This window comes from Oleiharenicola lentus (assembly GCF_051660365.1).
Taxonomy (GTDB): domain Bacteria; phylum Verrucomicrobiota; class Verrucomicrobiia; order Opitutales; family Opitutaceae; genus Lacunisphaera; species Lacunisphaera lenta_A.
Window position 1 is genome coordinate 485,693 of record NZ_JBOZXB010000001.1, and the last position, 22,916, is coordinate 508,608.

The following is a 22,916-nucleotide window of genomic DNA, read 5'->3' on the forward strand; positions in this document are numbered from 1 at the left end:
GAGCTCGACCTCGTGCGGGATTATTTTCTGACCGCGAGCACCAGCTGCTTGGCCGGTGGCTGGCTCCAATTATTCCACGTCTCGTCCCATTTAATGCGTTCACCTTTGAAATCGACATCACCCGCCGCACCATCGCGGAACGCTACGCGTGCGCGGATAATGATTTTGCCGCCAGCAGGGGCAGCCGGCAGATCGAAATTACGGGCTTCATACTTGGAGCCTTTGTCCAGATAGCAAAGCGCTGTCCAAGTCTTCCCATCATCAACCGACGCTTCCGCGTGAAGAAATCCGATTTTTTCACCGTCTTTTGCGTCAGTGCTCGCAATCACGCTGGCTTTGGCAACTGCACCTTCCTTGATAAAGCGAGGCGCATCAACACGTAAGGAGCGTTCGACGGCTCCGGCAAACGGAACGACCACTGTTGCGGCAGCCACAAAACAGCCGATCTTTAACCAACTAGAAAGTAATGAAAACGAACGGACATTAATCATAGGCTCTTCATGACAGTTCCCAGCAAAGTGATAGCAAGCCAGAATCCGCTAAAAATCAGCTGGAAGTGAGCCACTCAGGTGCTACGCATACGTCCCCTTTTCACTCATGTCCAAGACGATTCTCGTAACCGGTTCCTCAGGCCTCATTGGCTCCGAAGTGTGTGTTTATTTTGCCAGCCAAGGCTACCACGTGCACGGCTTGGACAACAACCAGCGCGCGGTCTTTTTCGGCCCGCAAGGTGACACCCGCTGGAACCAGAACCGGCTTACCCAAGAGCTGAAAGGTTTCGTGCATCATGAGTTAGATATCCGCGACCGCGCGGGCGTCCTCGCACTCGTCAAATCGATCAAGCCCGACGTCATCGTGCACACCGCCGCGCAACCGTCGCACGACCGCGCCGCCGCGATCCCGTTTGACGATTTCGACACCAATGCCGTGGGCACGTTGAATTTCCTCGAAGCCGCCCGCCAAGCCTGTCCGGAATCTCCGTTCGTGCACATGAGCACGAATAAAGTCTACGGCGATGCGCCCAACTCCATTGCCTTGACCGAGCTCGCCACGCGTTGGGACTACGCCGACGCAACTTACGCTCACGGCATCCCGGAAAGCTTCACCATCGATCAATCGAAACACTCGCTTTTCGGTGCATCGAAAGTCGCCGCTGACGTGATGGTGCAGGAATACGGACGCTATTTTAACATGCCGACTTGCGCCCTGCGCGGCGGGTGTCTGACCGGCCCGAATCACACCGGCGTTGAGCTTCACGGATTCCTCTCCTACTTGGTGAAATGCAATCTTGAGGGGCGTGAATACCGCGTCTTCGGCTACAAGGGCAAACAGGTGCGCGACAACATTCATTCGCTCGATGTCGCCCGCTTCATGGCCGCGTTTGTGGAAAATCCGCGCGCCGGCGAGGTTTACAATCTCGGCGGTGGCAAGGCCAACAGCACCTCGATTCTGGAAGCGTTCAAGATCGCTGAGAAATTCAGCGGCAAGGCTCAGGTTTTCACCTACGTGGATCAGAACCGCGCGGGTGACCACATCTGCTATTACTCTGACTTGCGCAAGATGCGCGCCCATTTTCCGAAGTGGGACATCACGCAGTCCCTCGAAGAAACCATCCGCCAGATTGTCGAAGCCTGGCGCGAACGCGCCGGATCGTAAGACCTTCCCTTCTGCTAGCTGCGTAGCCCTGCCATAAGCGAAGCCTAGGCTCGACGACGCGCAGTAGCGTCGCCATGTAACCACATTGGTCACCGCCAATGTTAAAGTTGCTCTTCGACTGGTTTGATACCCACCCGTCGTCGTATTGGATAATTGTATCGGGCCCCACCTTACTGCTCCTCCTCTGGGCGGCGTGGCCTTTGCGCGCCGAATTATCGCAGCGCACCGGCGTAAGAGAAAATCGCTTCTGGGGCGCATGCATGCTTTTCGCATTCCTCCTCGCATGGCGCTGGCCTTGGTTGCTCTCGGCACATCAATACAGCCCGGATGAAAGCCAGCATGTCGCCGGCATTCTGACCTTGGCGGAAGACCCGGTCTTTTTCCGCTCGGTCGACGCGTCAACCTCCGGCCCGCTCAATTTCTATCTCCCGCTTCCTCTGGTTTTCCTTCTGGGGAAAATTGATTTTTTCACCGTCCGCCTAGCCGGACTGCTGATGGTGTGGGGTATGCTTTTTTTCAGCTATCGCGCAGCCGTCCAGTTGGCGGGCGTCATGCTCGCCCGGATCGGGCTCATGTCCGCAGCTTTCTTTTTCGCGACCACCACCGACTGGGAATTTCTGCATTATTCGACCGAGCATGCGCCGTTGCTCCTCTGGTGCGTTTGCCTGTGGGCACTCGTCCATGCGTCTCTCAGCGCGCAACCGATACCGTGGCTGGTTTGCGCTGGCTTCGCGGCGGGCCTTTCCCCTTGGGCCAAACTCCAAATTGGCCCGCTCAGCGCCGCGTTGATCATCCTGGGATTGTGGCAAATCGCCACCGGATCCAGTTCCCGAAAAACCAAACAGCGGCAGGCTTTGATTTTGGCCGGTTCAACGTTGATCCCCACGTTTGCGGCTTTGTTGCTGCTCATGCCTTTTAAATTGGCCGAACTGGCGTGGCAGCGCTACGTGCTCCAGACGTTTGTGTATGTCGAGGATGCTGAACGCACCTTCGAAACAGCTTGGCTGCTCGGAAAACTGGCTTGGGGCAGCGGGTGGCTTCCCGCGTTTGTCGCCGGGCCTTTGTTGGTTGCGCTACTCGCGGCGATCTTCGCCCTCGGCCAACGTCGCTCGCTTAGCGGTCAGTATCTCGCCTGCGGCGCACTCGTCGCGGTCAGCGTGATTTCCATCATATTTTCGGGCCGGGCCTTCCAGCATTACCTTTTGCTTTCAGTCATTCCGATCATGCTCTGGGGCATCACCGCGACGAAGGAACTTTGGCTGCAACTCGCGGTGTCCCGCTCGCGGCCAGCGCTCCTGATCGGATTCTGGACACTGGCCATCACACCCTTGGCAATTTTAAGGCTGTCGCAACCGGTGCCGTCCATGTTCGGCCTGTTTGCCGAACAGTGGCGGAATCCGCGGACTGTGGTAAACGACTTGATTCATAGTTTTTCGCAGCCGGGAGATAGATTGGCGCTGTGGGGTTATGCCCCTCAAGTCTACGCTGAAACTGGCTTGGCCCAAGGCACGCGCGACTCCGACACGTATTGGAGCATCACTCCCAGTGAAACCCGCGACATCTACCGGGCGGTTTACTTGGAAGATCTTAAGCAGAATCAGCCGGCCATTTTTGTGGACTCAGTCGGGCCGGGCTCGATCTATTATTCGAACCCAGAGCGAGACGGTCACCAAAGCTTCCCCGAGTTGGCAGCCTACATCGCGGCAAACTACACCCACGTGGTTGACCGCTCGCATTATCATATTCACGTGCGACGCGATTTATTCAGCGCCCGCAGTGAGAAAAATCCGCGCTTTCAATCCGCCCTCCTCCGCGCACAGCAACAGCCGTTGCGGAATATATCCTCCGAGAACATTGTGATGTCGAAAGGGCGCTTCGAAAAATTAGGGAACGGTTCCGTGGTGCTCCTGCTGCCTCCGGCCAGCCTTTCGTTTAAACTAGAGGGCCACGAACGAGAACTGCTCTTGAACTACGGTTTCCATCCCCGCGCAATCGCCGCCTGGGCTTCTGATGGTGCGACCCTGTCCGTTGAAATCCATACTCCAGGCCATCCGCCTCAACCTGTCTTCAAACACTTCCTCGATCCGGGTTCGACGCCCGGCGCACGCGTGCCCCACTCGATTCGAATTCCGATCCCTCCTTTCCCTGCTGATTCCCAGCTGATTTTGTCCACCGACGCCGGCCCGTCGAAGAGCAGTGCTTGGGATTGGATTTATATTTCATCTTTTGAATTTCAGCGCAGCGAGAAATTTTTGCCGTCGCAATTCCCCGCGTTCAACCGGTTGCCGGAAAAAACCTCCGCTTCGACCGCCTATTATCTCGGCGAACCCGATGCACCGCTGCTCATGCAACATGCGCCCGCTAAAAACATTTTCCGTCTGAATGGAAAAGAACGCACGCTCGCCTTCGCTTTTGGTTTCAACGAGGGCGCCTACACCGCTGCGGGCAAAACCAACGGCGCGATTTTCCGCGTAGAACGCCATCGCAAGCACGTCGAACCCGTCGTGCTGTTCGCGCGCCGCCTCAACCCGCTCGACAATCCCGCCGACCGAGGCCGCCAGGAGTGCGCAATCGATTTACCGGACGTGCAAAAGCACGATCGTTTGAAGATCATCGTCGATCCCATGGACAATCACTCGTGGGATTGGACTTACCTGACCTCCCTCCGGATCGATTGACGACGCCCACTCCCACGAGCTGCCATCCGCACACGGGCATTTTCCCGCTTCCACTGCCCTCGCCCCGCTGTTTGGCTGAGACGACATGCGACTCGTAAATCCTGCTGCCCAGAGAAAAGAGGCCGGCTCCCGCCAATGATGATCAAAACGTGGCTGGATTTTCGCGTGATCTGTTTGTCCGCATTGCTCGCTTTGGCGGCAGCACTGCCTGTCATGACGACCAGCGTCGACCGACGTGATTATTACCTGTTCGACATTACGTTAACCTCGAGCTCGGTCGGCACCACGCAACTGTTTTGGGATCTCGGTCGCGGCTACAACGAAAACGATTCCTCGCGCCAGCCGCTCCGCATCGAACCGGCACCGGTCGTTTACCGTTACATGATGCCGATGGGGGAATTCAAGGGCCTGCGCTTCGATCCCATCGACGGGGTTGGCACGTTTAATTTTTCGCACGCGCAAATCGTCGATCGCAAAGGTCGCGTGAAATACAAATTTGCTCCCTCTGATTTTCGCGCGAGAGCCGAGATCGCTTCGCTCGAAACCCGTGGCGATACCCTTCAAGTTCAGACCACGCCGCAATCCCGAGATCCAGTGATGGAAATCGAACTCAAGGCGCCCATCCGGCTCACCAGCGACAGTCGCATTTGGTTCGAACTTGGCTGGCCAATTTTCCTGCCGGTGTTCCTCACCGGTTTGCTTCTCGGCACGCCGTTCGTCGCTCGCGCGCTCACGAAATTAATCACCCCGCTCGGCGCCTGGTTGCGCGCGCGACCAGTCAGCGCGATCGCCCTCACTGCCGTCGTCGCGGTGGTGATTCAATGTCACCCGATCATTTTCCAAGGTCGCAGCTTCGCGTCGCCGAGCAATGGCGGCCTCATGCTCTACGGTTCGCTGCCGACTTTGCCCGGTTCGGAAGATTACATGTATACGAACACCATGAGCTCCGACACGGGCGCATTGCTGTTTCAGCATCTTTATTACCCGGTGGCGCAGCGCGAAGCCCTTTCCCAGGGGGAACTTCCCCTGTGGAATCGCTGGTCGTTGTGTGGCGAGCCCTTGCTCGGCCAGGGCCAGTCGATGTTCGGCGATCCGCTCAACTTTATCACCATCCTCGCCGATGGCGCGGCGTGGGCGTGGGATTTACGCTTCTTGATTGTGCGGTGGATTTTTGCAGCCGCGCTCGGCGGAATCGTCTGGCAACTCACTCGCCATCTCGCCGCTTCGCTTTTAATCACCGCGACCGCTGCGTTCATCGGTTTTTATACTTTCCGGCTCGTCCATCCCGCTAACTTCAGTGTGTGCGTCGCGCCGCTAATTCTCTGGGCGTGGACCGGACTGGTGCATGCCGGCACGTCACGTCGCATCGCGGGATGGCTCGCCGCGCTCGTCGCCGCCAACTGGTTCGTCATGACCAGTGGCACGATGAAGGAAGCCTACATGCTCATGGCCGGCCTCAATTTCGCCGGTGTGCTGCTGCTCTTTCTCTTGCCAATCACCGCCGGTCGGAGACTGCGCACGCTCGGTCTCGCCGCGCTCGCGGGATTCGGCTTCGTGCTCTTAGCCGCACCCGGTTGGATGTCATTTCTCGTCGCGTGGAAACATTCCATGACCGGCTACGACAAGCCCGGTGCGGTGCCACTCCCACTCTCGCAGGTCATCGGATTTTTCGACGACATTTTTTACCGCCAGACCGTGGTGGATGAAATCATCGTCGCGCCGGCGCACAATTTTTTCCTGCTGCTCGGCGTGTTGTGGTGGCTGGTCGCTCCGCGTCTGTGGCGCAGCGACCGCGCGGGACTTGCACTGCTGTTGGCGGCGCTTCCGCCTTTCGCGTTCGCGTTCGGTCTCGTGCCGGAATCCATCGTCGTGAAAATCCCGTTCGTCGCGAACATCATCCACACGGGCAACACTTTCTCGTGCATCTTGCTGGTGATTGTTACCGTGTTGGCCGGCTGCGGTCTGCGTGACGCGCTTGAACGGCTACGCACCGACGGCTGGGGTCGACATCTCGGAGCGACATTTCTGCTACTCGCCGGCCTGGTCGGCGTCTACTTTGTAGCGACCCGAACCGGTGTGAAGAGCCCGTTCTTCGCGGGTTACGCAGCGGCACTTTTGCTGGCGGTGATCGCATTGCCCGTCGCGGCCAGAGCTTCGTTCCGGCTCGCTCGCCCAGGTCTGCTTTGGGTCGCGATGGTGCTCGGTTTGCCATTGTTGTTGTGGCGGCATTGCCAGATCGGCGACACGCTTTTCAATTTCTACGCGTTTGTGCCCGCTCTCCGGGCAGACATCCACGCCAGCTCGCCGGGCATCGAGTTCGTCAACGAGCAACGCCGCGAACCAATCCGCGTGGCCCCGTGGGGGCACGCACTTTATCCCTCCTACAACACGACGCTGCGCTGGGAAGGTCTCTACGGTGTCGATGCGCTACGCAGCCGAGAATATCAGGAATTCGCGGTCGAGTTCGGTATGCAGCGCGTGTGGAACTGGAACTGGCGCAACGATCCTGATGCGGCTCCGGTGATCGTGCCCGCGCACGATGTCCTCAACGCCGCCCTCTATGTCGCCGACCGCTCGGATCCACCGCGTGAGTATGCGGGGCTTACTTTGCTCAAACAACTCGATCTCGATGTCTATGCGAGCCCGACCGCGTGGCCGCGCGCATTCTTCACCGACCGGCTCGGCACCTACGACACGCCTCGCGATTTTGCACAGCAAGTGCTCACGGGCGACCGCAAGCCTTTCGCTTCGGTTCAAACCAGCCAATCCGATACGCCCGATCTGCCCCAAGAGTTCGCCGGTCGCACCGTTCGCGCCGCGAAGGACTATCGACTGACGGCGAACACCACGACCTTCACCGTCGAGACCACCGGCCCCGGCGTGGCCGTGCTCACCGAGACGTATTATGCAGAAGATTTTCAAGTCACAGTGAACGGAAAGCCCGCGCCTTACTTTCGCGTGAACCATGCGTTTAAAGGTGTCGCGATCGACTCTGCCGGTCGCCACGAAATCACCTTCGCCTACTGGCCCCAGCATTTCACGGCGGCACTCTGGCTGTGCGCGGCGGGTGCGGTGATATTGCTCATCGGATTCATTTGCGTGTGGCGCTCGGCACCGACGGGCGGAAACCTCCAGCCCGTCACATGAAGGCCCACGCTATTCCGCCCCTGCCTGCCCGACCCAAATTATCTGTGGTCGTGCCGGTGTTCAACGAACGCAATACCGCTACGAATGCGCTTGATGCGATCACCGCGAAACGCATCGAAGGCTGGGACATCGAGTTCATCATCGTCGAAAGCAACTCCACGGATGGCACGCGCGATATCGTCAAAAAATACGCGCAACTTCCGCACGTTAAGTTGATCCTGGAAGAACGCCCGCGCGGCAAAGGCCATGCCGTGCGCAACGGTTTCGGTTATGCGACCGGCGATGTATTTTTAATTCAAGACGCCGATCTTGAATATGATCTGGCCGATTACGAAAAAGTGCTTGCCCCGATTCAAGCGGGCACGCACACCTTCGTGCTCGGCTCGCGGCACGGAAACAGTCTCTTCATCCGGAAATTTGACGAGCAGGTGTTTCATGCGTTTCTGCTGAATGCCGGCCATTGGTTTTTCACTGGGCTGGTGGACATCTCGCTCGGCCTCACGCTGCGCGATCCGTTTACCATGTATAAAGTGTTTCGTCGCGAGTGTCTCGAAGGCCTCACCTTCGAAAGCAACCGTTTCGATTTCGACTGGGAATTGCTGATCAAGCTGGTTCGCAAGGGTCACAAGCCCATCGAAGTGCCCATCAAATATACTTCGCGCTCTTTCAAAGAAGGGAAAAAAGTTTCCATGTTTCGCGATCCGCCCAACTGGCTCTGGGCATGGGCTAAATACCGCTTTCAACGACTGTAGTCCAACGCCCGCGTTTTATTTTTCATGCGTATTCTCATCACTGGAATCTGCGGTTTTGTCGGCAGCACGATCGCGCGCTCGTTAATCGCCGCGGGGCACAGCGTGGTCGGTTTCGATAATTTTATTCGCCCTGGTAGTGAGACCAACCGCGCACCGCTGGAAAAACTCGGCGCGAAAATCATCACGGCGGATTTGCGCAACCCCGCGCAAATGGACGCCCTGCCCGCTGCGGATTTCGTAGTCGATGCCGCCGCCAACCCCAGCGTGCTCGCTGGCATCGATGGCAAAACGAGCTCACGCGAGTTGGTAGATCATAACCTCACGGGCACGATCAACATTCTCGAATACTGCAAAACGCACAAAGCGGGCTTCATCCTGCTTTCCACGAGTCGCGTTTATTCAATTCCACCGCTCACAAAACTCCAGGTCACGCCGATCAATGACGCCTTGGCGCCCACACCCGGCTCGATTTTTCCGATTGGATTATCCGCTGCCGGGCTCACTGAAAATTTTGCCACGTCGGCCCCGATTTCACTCTACGGCGCGACCAAACTCGCCTCGGAAGCCATGGCCCTCGAATACGGCGAAACCTTTGGGTTCCCGGTTTTCGTCAATCGCTGCGGCGTGCTCGCTGGTGCGAGTCAATTCGGTCGCGCCGATCAGGGAATCTTCGCTTACTGGATTAACGCGTGGCTGCGGAAACGTCCGTTGAAATATCTGGGCTTCGGTGGCCATGGTTACCAAGTGCGCGATTGCCTTCACCCACGTGATCTCACGTCCGTATTGGAAAAACAATTCACCGCGCCGAAACTCAGCGTCGAAGATCGACTCGCTAATTTCTCCGGCGGTGCAGCCTCCGCCATGTCCCTAAAACAGCTGAGCGATTGGTGCGAAGAACGTTTTGGCCCGCACCAGGTGGTGCAGGACGGCACGCCGCGACCGTTCGACATCGCGTGGATCGTGCTCGACCACGCCAAGGCCTCGACCCTCTGGAACTGGCAACCCGCCATTCCCACCACGAAAATTCTCGAAGAAATCGCCGCGCACGCGGAACAGCATCCTCACTGGCTGGAACTGTCTGCACCGCGCTAGCACAGGCTTGCCCAAATGAGTGGAATTTCCCTCACTGGCGCGATGTCCGCGTCGACCGGCAAAAACCTCACTCTCTTCTCGATCGTTATCCCTGCGCATAACGAGGAGGAATCACTGCCGCCGACTGTGCGCGACATTTACGCCGTGATGACTCGCGAAAACGTCCCGCACGAAATCGTGGTCGTCGATGACGGTTCCAAAGACCAGACGTGGGCCGTGCTGCAATCGTTGAAAGCCGAGATTCCCACGCTGGCCCCGGTGCAGAATCTTGGCCTGCACGGATTCGGTCGCGCTGTCATTTTTGGACTCAATCACATGAAAGGTGATGCCTGCACCATCATGATGGCAGATGCATCCGATTCGCCTGAACACGCTGTGAAATATTGGCGGACACTGAATGAAGGATGGGACTGCGTCTTCGGCAGTCGGTTCATCAAGGGCGGCGAAGTCATCGATTACCCGCGCGTAAAACTCTTGGTCAATCGCATCGCTAACTTTCTCGTGCGAATCGGTTTTAACATCCGCCTCAACGATACGACGAACGCCTTCAAAGCTTACCGTCGCGGGGTAATCGATGGCTGCCGCCCGTTTCTGTCGCCGCACTTTAATCTCACGGTAGAGATTCCGCTCAAAGCCATCATCCGAGGCTACACGTGGACGGTCATTCCGATCACCTGGCAAAATCGCAAATACGGCGAAGCCAAGCTGAAGATCAAAGAAATGGGTAGCCGCTACTTTTTCATCTGTGCCTACTTGTGGTTGGAAAAGTATTTTAGCCGTGGCGATTACCGAAAAAAATAGTCCGTTCTTCACCGCGCAAAAACAGCTTGTTGCACGTAGCCGCCCGACGTATTCATTGCGTTTCCCATGATTTATCTGCTCGGCGGCTCAGGTTATGTTGGTTCAGCTTACCAAGCGCTTCTTCAGCGCAAAGGCTTGGCTTTCCGCAACATAAAGCGCTCAGAATTCGACTACACTAACGAAGCCGCACTCACGGACTTACTTCGACATGAAAAGCCGGAGTTCCTGATCAATGCCGCCGGCTACACCGGCAAGCCCAACGTCGATGCCTGCGAGCTACACAAATCCGAGTGCCTGATGGGGAACGGAGTCTTGCCCGGCATCATCGCCAACGCTTGCACCGCCGCCGGCGTGCCGTGGGGCCATGTTTCCTCGGGATGCATCTACTCCGGCGCGCGGGCTGACGGCAGCGGTTTCACCGAAACCGATACCCCCAACTTCACGTTCCGCACCAACAACTGCAGTTTCTACTCCGGCACGAAAGCGCTGGGCGAAGAGGTGCTCGCGGAAAGGCCCAACGTCTACATCTGGCGCCTGCGCATTCCGTTCAACGAAATCGACAACCCGCGCAACTACCTCACCAAACTGCTGCGCTATCCAAATCTCCTCGAAGCCACCAATTCGATTTCCCAACTCGAAGAGTTCGTTGCCGCCACGTTCGCCTGCTGGGAAAAACGCGTCCCCTTCGGCATCTATAACGTCACCAACCCCGGCCAGATCACCACGCGCGAAGTCGTCGAACTCATCAAGAAGACCGGCGTCTCCAACAAAAATTTCGTCTTCTTCAAAGACGAAGCCGACTTCATGGCCCGCGCTGCGAAAACGCCCCGCTCCAATTGCGTGATGAATTCCACCAAACTCGCGGCCACCGGCATCGCGATGACGGAAGTCCACGAAGCGGTCGAACGCGACCTGCGCCGCTGGGTAAAAGCGTCTTAATTTCCCGACCTTCTCATGAACGTTCTCGTCACCGGCGGCTGCGGATTCATCGGCTCCAACTTCATTCGTCAGCGTCTCACCGAAACAGGCTCCGCGCTCACGAAACTCGTCAACCTCGACGCCCTCACCTACGCCGGCAACCCCGCCAACTTGGCCGACCTCGCGGACGATCTGCGCTATGTGTTCGCGCGGGGCGATATCGGTGACACTACTCTCGTGGCGAAATTACTCAGCGATCATCAGATCGACGCGATTGTGAACTTCGCCGCCGAATCACACGTCGACCGCTCCATCGATTCGCCCGAGCCATTCATCCAGACCAACGTCGTTGGCACGCTTCGCCTATTGAACACCGCACGTCTTTACTGGGCGCAACTCCCCGAGCGGAAGAAAAAAGGTTTTCGGTTTCTCCACGTCTCCACCGACGAAGTTTACGGCACGCTCTCACCGACCGACCCCGCATTCACCGAGGAAACTCCGTTCGCACCCAACTCGCCTTACGCCGCTTCCAAAGCTTCGAGTGATCACCTCGTCCGCTCGTTTCAGCACACGTATCACTTCCCGACGCTCACAACGAACTGCTCGAACAATTACGGCCCGTATCACTTCCCCGAGAAGTTGATCCCGCTCATGATTCTCAACGCCCTCGAAGGCAAACCGCTGCCCGTTTACGGCGACGGCATGCAAGTGCGCGATTGGCTCTACGTCGAAGACCACGCGACTGCGATCTGGGCCGTGCTGCAAAAAGGCCGCATCGGTGAAACTTACAACGTCGGCGGCTTGAACGAAAAACCGAACATCGAAATCGTTAAGACTATCTGCGCGCTGCTGAACAAAAAATCCCCTCGCGCCGACGGAAAATCCTACGAGACCCAAATCACCAACGTCGCCGACCGCCCCGGCCACGACCGCCGCTACGCCATCAACGCGACGAAAATCGGCACCGAACTTGGCTGGCAACCCCGCGAAACCTTCGCCACCGGCATCGAAAAAACCGTCGATTGGTATCTGCAAAACCGCAGCTGGGCCGAGGACATCACGGCAAAGAAATACTCCCGCGAACGTCTCGGCACTAAGATCTAATCACTCCATGAATCGCAAAGGCATTATTCTCGCCGGCGGCTCCGGCACACGGCTCTACCCGCTGACGATCGCCGTCTCGAAACAGCTCATGCCGGTTTACGATAAGCCGATGATTTATTATCCGCTGTCTGTGCTGATGCTCGCCGGCATTCGTGAGATCCTGATCATCTCGACGCCCACCGATCTTCCGCTTTTCAAAAAACTCCTCGGCGACGGCGTCAATCTCGGCGTGAAGTTTAGCTACGCGGAACAACCCAGCCCCGACGGGCTCGCGCAAGCGTTCCATATCGCCGGCGACACCGGATTTCTCACCGGCAACGAACCTTCGGCCCTCGTCCTCGGCGACAACCTTTTCTACGGCGCGGAGTTTGTGGCATCGCTGGTTGAAGCCGGCGCCCGCACCGATGGCTCAACGATCTTCGGTTATCATGTCGCTAATCCCACCGCGTATGGTGTCGTCGAATTCGCGAAAGACGGTCGCGTGGTTTCGCTCGAAGAAAAGCCCGCGCAGCCAAAATCGAATTACGCGGTGCCCGGTCTCTATTTTTACGACAAGGAAGTGGTCGCGCTCGCCCGCAGTTTGAAACCTTCCAAACGCGGCGAGTTGGAAATCACCGATCTCAACCGTCTCTACCTCGAACGCGGCAAACTCCACGTCGAGTTGTTTGGCCGCGGCACTGCGTGGCTCGACACCGGCACGCACGACTCACTGATCGAAGCCGCGCAATTCGTGCACGTCCTCGAAAACCGCACCGGCCTCAAAATCGCGTGCATCGAAGAGATCGCTTACAAACAAGGTTGGATCGACCGCGCGGGCCTCGAAGCCAACATCAAGAAGCTCGGCAAGTCCTCCTACGGCGAATACCTGAAACGTCTCTGCGCTGAGTAGGCATCATCGCGCTCCGCGCGTGTGCGTCCGTTGGAATTATTTCGCCCAACCCAGTAGGCAAAGCTAGAATTCGCCGGACATGACGGTTTCGTTCATCATCCCGCTCTACAATTGCCTGCCGCTCACACAGGTGATGCTCGGGAGCCTGCGCGCGACGCTGCCGGCGGGATTGGATCATGAAGTCATTTTCGTCGATGACGGCAGCACTGACGGCACACGTGAGTGGCTGCGCACTTTGGCCGCTCCGTGTCGTTTTTTCCTTAACGAGCAAAACCTCGGCTTCGCCGGCTCTTGCAATCGCGGTGCGGCCAGCGCCGTCGGTGAGTTTATTTTTTTCCTGAACAACGATCTCGTGCTGAAGCGAGGCTGGCTGGAGCCCATGCTTCAGGCGTTTGAACTAATCCCCTCACCGGGGCTGATCGGTAACATCCAGCGCAATGCCGCGACCCATTCCATCGATCACGCGGGGCTTTATTTCACGCACCAAGGCAAACCGGCCCATCGCACCGATCACGCACTGCTGGCCCGATGGCTGGGACGTCCGCGACTGCGCAAAGTCCCCGCCCTCACCGGCGCATGCTTTGCCGTGCGCCGCACCATCTGGCAAAAGCTCGGCGGTTTTGACGAGGGTTTCCGCAACGGCGGAGAGGATGTCGATCTTTGCCTGCGGGCGGCCAACGCCGGCTTGGTCAACGCAATCGCCCTCAACAGCGTCGTGCTTCACCACATCAGCCAGTCCAGCGGCCGCAAATTGCGCGACGAGGAAAACTCTGCCCGGCTAGCCGTCCGCTGGAAATCGGAAATCATCCAGTTGGCCACCAAAGCCTGGGCGTTTAATTTCATGGCGCAGCATGCCGACCGGTCACACGTGATGGACTACCGGCTGCTCCACGCCGCTCTGTTACACTGGGCATTTTTGCCCGCACCCCGCGGCGTGATCGACGAAACCACGGTGGCGTTCGACCTCGAGATCCAGCGCTGGCGTGAACTCCTCGATCACGCATCGCCACCGCCCGCAAAACCTGCGGAACCAATTCTGGTTATTTAACGGCTGCGTTCCACCGAACGCACCACGGATTGCGGACGACCGTTGATCGTCAGAAACATCCGGCCGATATATTCGCCGATCAACCCGAGCATCACCAGCTGCGCGCCGGAAAACACCAGCAGCACGCCCATGAGCAAACCCCAGCCGGCTTCCGGCCCCTGGCCCGTCCGCCACCAGTAGAAAACCAGCATCAACCCGCCGAGGCCGGCCGCGGCAAAAAGTAATCCGAGCAGCGTGGCCAACCTCAGCGGCATCACGGAAAAGTTAACAAACGTGCTCACCCATAAACGCAGCAAGCGCCGCAACGTGTAGCCGCTGACCCCGGCCGCGCGCTCCGCGTGATGCACTTCCAGCGAACCGACATTTTGAGTCACTTGGAGTAAGAGCCCGTCGATGTAAGGATACGGGCCGCTGTGAGCCGCGACTTCCTTGGCCGCGAACGCGCTTACGCAGCGGAAACTCGAAAGGTAAAATCCCTGCGGCTTATCGAGCACCCAATCCGTCACGCGGTTGGTGAACCAGCTGCCGAAATTGCGAAACGTCGAATGCTCCTTCTGAGCGTAATGGCCGTAAACCACATCAAGTTCTTCGCGTCGGGCGTGTTGCCAGAGGCGGATCGCTTCTGCCGGAGGGTTCTGGCCGTCGTCATCAATGTTCACGACATACGCGCCGCGCGCATGACGATAGCCGCTGAGCACCGCATTGTGTTCACCGAAATTGCGCGCGTGATTTACGAACGTGATCGGGATTTTTGCATCGCGCAGCAGCGCCCGGCAAATCCCCGCCGTCGCGTCGCGGCTGCCATCGTTCACCAAAATCAGTTCGTGGCCGCCTTCGACGTCGAGCGCCTCGATCTCCTTTACCAACGCCGAGATGGTTTCGGCGCTGTAATAAAGCGGAATGACAAAACTGAGCGCGGGGGATGACATTTCAGGACGACCGGTGTGCAAGCGTTACCCTGCAAGTCACTCTTTCGCTGTCAACGTTCGGACTTGCGGCCCACCACAAACACCGAAGTGCCCGCGGGCAACGGCCAACCGTGGCGCGTCCAGGCAAACTCCATTTTTGCCAGGGCTCCAAACCCGATTTCGATGGGTGCCGGGTAGAGTTGCACATCGCTCGTGGGATTTGTCGGCGGAAATAATTTACGCCGGGCGACAATCAACGGCAGTGGCAGCATGTTAACATAAGTCGCGAACTCGACCGTGAGGCCCGCCGCCTGAAAAAGATTCACTAACTCCGGGCGCGTGTAGCGATGCTTCGTCTCGCAGGTGTCATCATGATACGACCATAGCCACATGTAAGCTGCGACGTTCACCAACACGACCCCGCCCGGCCGCACGCAGCGCGCCGCTTCCTTCAGCGCAGAGGCGCTTTCTTCGACCTGACTAATCACGTCGACCATCGTCACGGCATCGAACGCGCCCGCTGAAAACGGCATTTCCGTGATCGACCCTCGCACCACGTTTACTCCCGTGCGCTCACGGGCCAGCTCACACGCCAGCGGCATGAAATCCAAACCCGTCAATTGCCACGCCGGCTCCGCTTTTTTGAAATCTTTCAACAGGCCGCCCGTGCCGCAACCGGCATCCAGCACGCGCGCGGCGCCGGGCGGCAGCAAACGTTTCAGCCAATACGCACACCGGCGATTGAGCGCCCGAAAATACCACATCTGATCCTCCACTTCCGCGAGCTTGCGGTATTCGTCCAATTGCATGTGCCGCTTCTTGTAGCCGCGCCAAAAGCCGGCTGGCGATTTAAAAACCTCACGCGGCGCGCAAGTCATCGGCGGGCGTGGACACGGCTTGCCACACCGTCCCGCACTGACATGAGAAAGGCTATGCGGCTCACCGCGTTTCTTTCCTCCCCCGTCGGCACCGTGCTGCGTTACGCGTGCTCGTTGGCCGTGCTCGGCTGGCTGGCTTTGAAAGTGGATTGGAGAAATTTCCAACAGCTCGGCGGCTTGGATTGGACGCTCGCCGGTCCCGCCGCGCTGCTCGCCGGGATTGCCTACCCGCTTCAGGCGTGGCGTTGGCAACTATTGCTGCGCGCGCAGGAACTCACGCCGTCGACGCGCTGGACGCATGGGATTTTCTGGATCGGGCAATTCTACAACTCGTTTTTGCCAGGCGGTGTCGCCGGCGACGCCGTGCGCGTTTACTACCTGTGGCGCTGGCAACCGACGGCGAAAATTCCCGGAGCGGCGAGCGTCATGGCAGATCGCGTGCTGGGCTTTGCCGCGTTGCTGCTGCTCGCCGTGCTCGCGCTCGGATTTTATTTGAGCGGGGTTTCTTCGCAGAGCGCGGCCGGCTTGCAGGCCTTGTTTCTCGCGAGCGCCGGGAGCCTCGTGGTGCTCGTGGCGGGAGTGTGGTTGATCATCCGCGGGCGTTGGTGGGAACGCTGGCTCGCGCGCTGGCTCAGCGTGGAAAAAATCATCGCCACGCGCACCGCGATCCTCGGGTTTGGCCGCCATCCGGCCATCATGACTGGCGCCGTGGCGTTAAGTATCGCCGTCTGGCTCGTCGATTTTATCTCCGTTTGGTTGCTCGCGCGCAGCGTGGGACTCGATGCGGGCTGGCTCAGCGTGACCGTCGCCGCTGCCGCCGCGTATGTCGCCGCGGCACTTCCGATCAGCATCGGAGGACACGGCGTGCGCGAAGGCGCATTGCTCGGCACTTTTGCGCTGCTCGGAGTCGGTGCGGCGCAGCCTGAAACTTTGGCGCCGCTCGCCCTGTCTTTCTGGGCCGTGTCGGTGCTCTGGAGCCTGGTCGGCGGCGCGGTTTATTTCGCCGCGCTCGTCGCCGGCTGGCCGGTCTCGCGCGAAACGGCGCGGATTTCCCAGCCGTAAACTGCAAACGTCAGCGCGCGACCGTCACCGGGCAAGGTCACCGGCGGCTGGTCGCTCTGCAAGGTGAGCACCGTGATACCGGGCGGCAGCACGACGTCCGTAAACATCAACTCGCGCAACGTCTCGTCGATCACGTGTTCGCCCGCCAGACGCGAACCGACGCTCAAGCGGAGAACGCCACGCGCCACCGAACGCGCCTTCACCGCAATGCGCGCTGTAATCGGTTCTGCAGCGGCATTTTGAATTTCCACCTGTGCGCTGCTGCCCGCCGCCCAACGCCAGCGATCCGCGCCGACGCGCTCCTCCGCATGCCAACCGTCCGCAAATTTCGCATCGATCGCTCCAAACGCGCCCACGCGATTCGCAAAAAAACGCGCGTTGATCGGCAGGTGATCCTCTTCGCGGAGCGGCACGACGCGCAACAGACTGTCGCTCAAATCCCACGCGCCGCGCAGCGGCGTATTCAGCCGCGCCTCGTAAGTGTGCGACGGAAAATAGTGCGGCTTACGCAGCAGCAGCGCGTTCGCCCATAAGCGCGACCAAAAATCATCGACGCGCAAATTCAGCGATTCCACGCGCAGCTCCCGTTCCAGTTGCGCCAATTCAAGCAGCGCTCGATCTACGCGCAGCGGCGGCACTTTCATCGCCGCGCGAAATTGCCACGCGGCCACGAGGTTCAACGCCACCACGCCCGCGAGCCCAACCGCGGCGCATCGCCGCCACCACCCGCGCTGCATCACCCCGAAGCTCAGTCCGCCCAACAGGCCTGCCAGCAATCCCGGGTAAAACACCATGAGCACTTTATAGGCGTCGTAACTGGCATTCACGCGCACGCGGCTCTCCCAGACCAACACCGCCCACCCCCCAATCACCGGTAACACCAGCGCCGTCGCGACCAGCCAGCCACGACGTTTTTCCGTCCACCCGTGAACTAACGCCCCGAGCCACAGCGCAGCCACCACGATTATTCCTGCGGCGCGCAACGGCGCCGGCCACGCGTGCAGATTCGTATCGCGCACCAATCCCAGCCAACCCTCCGGCGTGAGCAACGGCACCGGCCAGCCAAAACTGTATTCTTCGAACAAAGAAAATCGCTCGATCAGGCCCACGAATCTTCCCGGGAAAATCGCCGCGCAAATCGCCAGGCTCGCCGCGAGCATGCTGAGCACCCGCACCGCCGGCACGAGTCGCCGCGTCTGGATCGCATCCAGCACCAGCCATGTGCCCAGCGGCGCAAACGCCACCACGAGAATAAAATTATAGCTGCCCGCGAGCAGCCACAGCGCGCTCACCACCAGCGGCGCAAACGCCCACACGCGCGCCCACCTGGAGGCCATCCGCCTCGCGCCAAACCCCGCCACGGTCAGCAGCGCGATCCCGTTCATCGCCAGTAATTGCCCCAACGCTCCGTGATGCACGCCGTAGGCATTCAGCGGTGAAATCAAAAAAATCGCGCCGACCGCAAACAACCAGACTCCCTTCATTCCCACGAGTGCACGCGCGAGAAAAAGCCCAAGCGGAAGATTCAACAACAGCAGCGCCACGCCCGTCACGCTCACCAATTGATACGGCTGCAGTCCGAAAATCGCCGCGTGATGTGCGATCAACGCCGAAGGGGTGAAGTGATTTTGCTGAACAAAATATTCAAAAAAATAATCCGTCGAACGCACCCGCGTCACTTCCGGCAAACCGAGGAAACCGGTGCGGTCGTTTTTGGAAAACTCCTGAAACACCCGCGCCCCCGCCGCGTAATCCGCCTGGTCACAACTGCCCAGCGACGACGTCGTGAGCGTCCAAGCCCCACGCTCCGCGAGAGGCGACAACAGCAACCAGCCCGCGACAATCATCAATGCCAGCGCCACCAAGCTGCCGCGCAGCTGGCTCGGAAACCATCGCACGCGACCCTGCCTCCACGCCACCGCCAACAGCGCGAGCGGCAGTAGTTCGCTCCCCCACGCATAACTGTTCGTGCCCGCGAGCGAAGTGTGCGCGCCCGCCCACACCACCGCCGACTGGAGCGCCAGCCCACAACTCGGCGCAAACGTCCAAGCCCAGCGCCGCCAATGTTTCGGCACGACCAGCCACGCCATCCCCGCACCCCAGAAAATCGTGTGCGCGACTAACCCGGCAGCAGTGAGGTAATACAGCATCTTGGAACGAGCGCCCACTATCGACAGCCCCTTCGGTTTGGGAAGCGAAAAGGCTGCGGCCACATCCGTGTTTACAACCCAATCGCGGTTCGCGATAAACCGCGTTCACTTTCCACCATGCCATCCCCACGTCGTCCTAAATTCATCGGCCTGTTCCACGATGAAGCGGTGACGGATTCTTACTGGATTCGCGACCAAGGGACGCTGACATTGCCGCCTCTGGCCGGAGTGAAAAAACTCACTGTGATCGGCGAGTTGCTGCCGCCTGATCCCCAAGACCCGACGGCGACCGGCGACCTCGGCCTGCGCATGAGTTTAGACGGACACACCCTCGACGAGAAGGCCGTGATCAAACCCGGTCTTTTCCAAATCGGCATCAACGTGCCGCCGGGCGACGACCACACCGCGCATTTGCTGACCTTGGATTTGCTCGGCGTGGGCGACAGTAATTTCCGTGCGTGGCTCGGTCGCGTGACTGGACTCAAATCCTTGCAACCGTGGCGCCGGCAAGCGCGCAATCGCCGCTTGCGCATCGCGCGCATTGAAGCCGATGGCGAAGTGCTGTTCGACTTCGCCAATCGCGCCGCCCCGTGGAATGCCGCGTTTGCGCGCCGCTTCCTCAAAATCGGTTTCAACCTCACCGGTTATTTCCGCGCCGACCTCGGCATCGGCGAATCCGTGCGCTGCATGGCGCGCGCCGCCGACGCCGCAGAAATTCCTACCGCCCTCGTCGATCTCAAGCTTCCGTGTAAGAATTCCCTGGGCGACTCGTCGTTCGCGCCACGCCTGCAGGCGGAGAATCCGTATCCCGTGAATGTCATTCACGTCGATCCGCCCGGGATGCGCGACATAGACCACCACCACGGCGCCGCGTTTCGAAAAGGAAAATACACCATCGGTTACTGGGCATGGGAGCTGCCGGAATTTCCGGACGCATGGATTCATTTTTCCAGCTTCTGCGACGAAGTCTGGACGCCCTCGCACTTCGCCACCGACGCCATTGCGCAAAAAGTCTCCGTGCCCGTGCTGACAATGCCGCACGCGATTTCGTTTACGCGCCCAACGGGCTATTTTCGCAAGAAATACGGCCTGCCGGCGGACAAATTCCTGTTCCTCTTCCTCTACGATTTAAATTCCTACTCGGAACGGAAAAATCCTGCCGCCGTCCTCGAAGCGTTTCGCCGCTCCGGCCTCGCCGGCAAAGGCGCGAGCCTCGTGATCAAGGTGCACAACGTAGCCGGCAACCCGGTTGATTTCGAAAAACTCCGCGCCGCCGCGGCCGAGCTTCCCGACACCACGCTGATCACGCAGACCTTGTCGCGTCAGGAAATCTACGAACTCGAATCCGCCTGCGATTGCTTCGTCTCTTTACACCGCTCGGAAGGTTTCGGCCTCGCCGTCGCGGAATGCATGTATCTCGGCAAGCCGGTCATCTCCACCGATTGGTCGGCCACGGCGGAATTCGTTAACCTGACCAACGGCTGCCCTGTGCGCTGCGAACTCATCACTCTGGATCGCAATCATGGCCCTTATGCCAAAGGGCAGACGTGGGCCGCGCCCGACATCGACCATGCCGCCGAATGGATGCGCGCGCTCCATGCCGACCGCGCGTTAGCGGCCCGCCTCGGAGCCGCCGCCCGGCACACCATCGAAACCCAATTTTCTCCCGCGACCATCGGTTCCCGCTACCGCCGTCGCCTCGAAGCCATCGCCGGCTGGTGACCCCGGAACTCGGGAAAAAGAATATTGTGCCGTGTTCGCGGGCATTGCAGTTTCGCCCTTTGCGCATGTCAGCCATCTCGAATCAAAAAACCCCCTACTCTCTCGCACTGGCCATTTGCCTCGGGTTGGTGGTGGCCTTGGGTGCCTCCGGGTTCGATCAATATTTCAAAATCCCCATGTTGGAAACCGGCGATATCGCCGTGAATGCCCTGCAGGTCGATCACGCCAAAAAATTCGCGGAGCTCTACGGCAACTATTCCCGATTCGAATTCAACCACCCGGGCCCGGCATTTTTCTACATGTATGCCGCCGGCGAAGTCCTGCTGTTCGACTGGCTGCACGTCGTGCCGGCGCCGGGCAGTGCGCATTTGCTGACATCGATGTTTCTGCAGTGCGCGTTTTTTTCGCTAGCACTGGTTTTGATTGCGACGCATCTGCCTTGGCGCAGCTGGCTGCCGTTTGCGCTGCTGGCCGCAATGCTGCAATTCGGTGCTTTGCACGATGCGTTCATGAGCATTTGGCCACCGCACGTGTTGCTCATGCCGTTTTTGTGCCTGCTCGCATCGTGTGTTTCGGTGGCCACCGGCCGGATTGATCATCTCCCGTGGGCGATCCTGACTGGAGGATTCCTATTCCATGGTCACGTGGCGCAACCTGTGTTTGTGGGCAGTCTCGGAGGCCTCGCGATCGTTTTAGGCGCATGGCGCGTCAAGCAGGCGTCTCCCGGCACTCCCTGGAAACAACTGCTGCGGGCCAACGCGCGGTGGCTGTGGATGAGTGGTGGGATAATTTTTGTGTTTCTCCTCCCGATCGCCATCGACCTGCTGAGCGGTGGCAAACGCAGCAATATCGCGACGATTTTCGGCCTCTTCTACGCGAACACCGGTGACAGCAAATCCGCCCTGCAGTCGTTTCTCTATTTCTGGTCGTATGCGACGACCTCCCGTGCGCAGGAAGACATTTTCACTGTGCTTGGTCCGCAGGTCGGCGTGTTTTTCAAGGAGCACGCTGTGAGCGTGTCGCTCTGGGCGAGCGTGCTGTTGCTCACTCCTCTGTTGCGATTCGTCGCGCCTCGCCGCGTCGAGGTGCAAGAGCGGCGGTTCCTCATGACGGCTCATCTTTTCCTCGGAGCCGCTCTGATCGGCAGCATCGTCTGGGGCACGGCGCAGGCGGGCCCGATGACCAATTTCAATAGCTACTTTTACTACGCGATTTATTTCTTCGGGCTGCTTCTGCTGATTCTCTGGCTGGATCGTCTGATTCAATGGAAACTCAATCCCGGCTTTACCGCAGCGTTGTGCGCCATCGCGGCCATCATCGCCACCTGGTCTTTTCGTTTACCGCGTCTGTCTTTCAACGAGACCGGCATGCCAATCAAGAACACGCTCGACAGCCAGTTGGCACAGGAGAGCGCCCGCGGCCCAAAACTATTGGTGTTCGAACACGCAGACTGGCCCGAGGTTTCCAGCGTCGCGCTGATGCTCGAGCGGCGCGGCATTCCGTATTACATGGCCCCTTGGTGGGGCTTCATGTTTGGCGCACGCCACCAACTCGCGATCGCCGACACCAATGCTTCGCCGGAAAAACAGCTTTCAGTGTGGTGGCTCGCTCGACCCTCCGAAGAAGGGATTCCACTGACTTCCGAACTCAGCCTCTACACAAAGCCACGGGAAATTTCGCCTGAGGACGGCGAGATCAGTTTCCGCGGCCGGGACAACGCGTTTCGCCATGTCGTGGTCGGGGTGTCCGCCGGTAATCTTGACTACGCATGGACGGAGTTGCCGCGCTTAGTGCTCATGCTCACGCCGCTTCCCGCCAGCCGTGACGTAATCATCTCCTTCGATGTGCAAACCGCCGCACGCGACCATCGTGGTGCACTCAATCAAACCGGCATCGTGTTTTTCAACGGCCAGGAAGTTGCCCGCATCGCCGCCGGCGAACGCGCTGATCACCCCGTGCTGGTTCCCCGCGATCTCTGGAATAGCCAGCCCACGGCCACCATCGAAGTGAAATTCCCGGATGCCACGCACAATCGCAGTTATCGGCGCCCGCGCCACGACTCCTGGAGTGCGTGGGGATTGTGGACGCTGCGTTTCGGGCCAGGTTAAGGC

Annotated in this window: 17 protein-coding genes; 13 read left to right on the forward strand and 4 right to left on the reverse strand. The window is 59.1% G+C overall.

The window, feature by feature from the left end:
* Positions 1-20: 20 nt before the first annotated feature.
* Positions 21-491, reverse strand: a complete 471-nt coding sequence (locus ACRRQW_RS01720) for a hypothetical protein (RefSeq protein ID WP_438479521.1) — start codon at positions 489-491, stop codon at positions 21-23.
* 106 nt (positions 492-597) lie between these two features.
* Between ACRRQW_RS01720 and ACRRQW_RS01725 the strand changes: the two genes are divergently transcribed.
* The 10 genes from ACRRQW_RS01725 (at position 598) to ACRRQW_RS01770 (ending at position 14,085) form a co-directional block, all read left to right on the forward strand.
* Positions 598-1,656, forward strand: coding sequence for an NAD-dependent epimerase/dehydratase family protein (locus ACRRQW_RS01725; protein ID WP_438479522.1), 1,059 nt, complete (start codon positions 598-600; stop codon positions 1,654-1,656).
* Between the two features lie 98 nt (positions 1,657-1,754).
* Complete coding sequence (locus ACRRQW_RS01730; protein ID WP_438479523.1) at positions 1,755-4,334, forward strand: ArnT family glycosyltransferase; 2,580 nt, start codon at positions 1,755-1,757, stop codon at positions 4,332-4,334.
* A gap of 135 nt (positions 4,335-4,469) precedes the next feature.
* Entirely contained in the window at positions 4,470-7,481 is a 3,012-nt protein-coding gene (locus ACRRQW_RS01735; protein ID WP_438479524.1) for a YfhO family protein, read from the forward strand.
* Positions 7,478-8,233 (forward strand): glycosyltransferase family 2 protein, encoded by a 756-nt coding sequence (locus ACRRQW_RS01740; RefSeq protein ID WP_438479525.1) that lies wholly within the window; start codon positions 7,478-7,480, stop codon positions 8,231-8,233. Before ACRRQW_RS01735 ends, ACRRQW_RS01740 begins: the two co-directional genes overlap by 4 nt.
* Positions 8,234-8,257: 24 nt before the next feature.
* Entirely contained in the window at positions 8,258-9,325 is a 1,068-nt protein-coding gene (locus ACRRQW_RS01745; protein ID WP_438479526.1) for an NAD-dependent epimerase/dehydratase family protein, read from the forward strand.
* Between the two features lie 15 nt (positions 9,326-9,340).
* Positions 9,341-10,126 carry a glycosyltransferase family 2 protein gene (locus ACRRQW_RS01750; RefSeq protein WP_438479527.1) on the forward strand — a complete coding sequence of 262 codons (786 nt, stop codon included), beginning with the start codon at positions 9,341-9,343 and terminating at the stop codon, positions 10,124-10,126.
* A 66-nt stretch (positions 10,127-10,192) separates the two neighbouring features.
* Complete coding sequence (locus ACRRQW_RS01755) at positions 10,193-11,065, forward strand: sugar nucleotide-binding protein (RefSeq protein ID WP_438479528.1); 873 nt, start codon at positions 10,193-10,195, stop codon at positions 11,063-11,065.
* Positions 11,066-11,080: 15 nt separating this feature from the next.
* Entirely contained in the window at positions 11,081-12,148 is a 1,068-nt protein-coding gene (gene rfbB / locus ACRRQW_RS01760; RefSeq protein WP_438479529.1) for a dTDP-glucose 4,6-dehydratase, read from the forward strand.
* A 7-nt stretch (positions 12,149-12,155) separates the two neighbouring features.
* Positions 12,156-13,037: a glucose-1-phosphate thymidylyltransferase RfbA gene (gene rfbA, locus ACRRQW_RS01765; RefSeq protein ID WP_438479530.1), complete on the forward strand. Its 882-nt coding sequence runs from the start codon at positions 12,156-12,158 to the stop codon at positions 13,035-13,037.
* Between the two features lie 79 nt (positions 13,038-13,116).
* Positions 13,117-14,085 carry a glycosyltransferase family 2 protein gene (locus tag ACRRQW_RS01770; protein ID WP_438479531.1) on the forward strand — a complete coding sequence of 323 codons (969 nt, stop codon included), beginning with the start codon at positions 13,117-13,119 and terminating at the stop codon, positions 14,083-14,085.
* Here the strand turns inward: ACRRQW_RS01770 and ACRRQW_RS01775 are convergent.
* Both ACRRQW_RS01775 and ACRRQW_RS01780 read right to left on the reverse strand, forming a co-directional pair.
* Positions 14,082-15,014, reverse strand: a complete 933-nt coding sequence (locus ACRRQW_RS01775) for a glycosyltransferase family 2 protein (RefSeq protein WP_438479532.1) — start codon at positions 15,012-15,014, stop codon at positions 14,082-14,084. The genes ACRRQW_RS01770 and ACRRQW_RS01775 overlap by 4 nt on opposite strands.
* Positions 15,015-15,064: 50 nt before the next feature.
* Complete coding sequence (locus tag ACRRQW_RS01780) at positions 15,065-15,802, reverse strand: class I SAM-dependent methyltransferase (protein ID WP_438479533.1); 738 nt, start codon at positions 15,800-15,802, stop codon at positions 15,065-15,067.
* A 111-nt stretch (positions 15,803-15,913) separates the two neighbouring features.
* Here ACRRQW_RS01780 and ACRRQW_RS01785 point away from each other — a divergent pair, with 111 nt between their 5' ends.
* Positions 15,914-16,933, forward strand: a complete 1,020-nt coding sequence (locus ACRRQW_RS01785) for a lysylphosphatidylglycerol synthase transmembrane domain-containing protein (protein ID WP_438479534.1) — start codon at positions 15,914-15,916, stop codon at positions 16,931-16,933.
* Here ACRRQW_RS01785 and ACRRQW_RS01790 read toward each other — a convergent pair.
* The gene (locus ACRRQW_RS01790) at positions 16,867-19,101 is read right to left on the reverse strand and encodes a hypothetical protein (RefSeq protein WP_438479535.1); all 2,235 of its coding nucleotides are present in this window, start codon (positions 19,099-19,101) and stop codon (positions 16,867-16,869) included. The genes ACRRQW_RS01785 and ACRRQW_RS01790 overlap by 67 nt on opposite strands.
* 99 nt (positions 19,102-19,200) lie before the next feature.
* Between ACRRQW_RS01790 and ACRRQW_RS01795 the strand changes: the two genes are divergently transcribed.
* Positions 19,201-20,805 carry a glycosyltransferase family 4 protein gene (locus ACRRQW_RS01795; RefSeq protein WP_438479536.1) on the forward strand — a complete coding sequence of 535 codons (1,605 nt, stop codon included), beginning with the start codon at positions 19,201-19,203 and terminating at the stop codon, positions 20,803-20,805.
* Positions 20,806-20,870: 65 nt separating this feature from the next.
* Complete coding sequence (locus tag ACRRQW_RS01800) at positions 20,871-22,913, forward strand: hypothetical protein (protein ID WP_438479537.1); 2,043 nt, start codon at positions 20,871-20,873, stop codon at positions 22,911-22,913.
* Positions 22,914-22,916 lie beyond the last annotated feature (3 nt).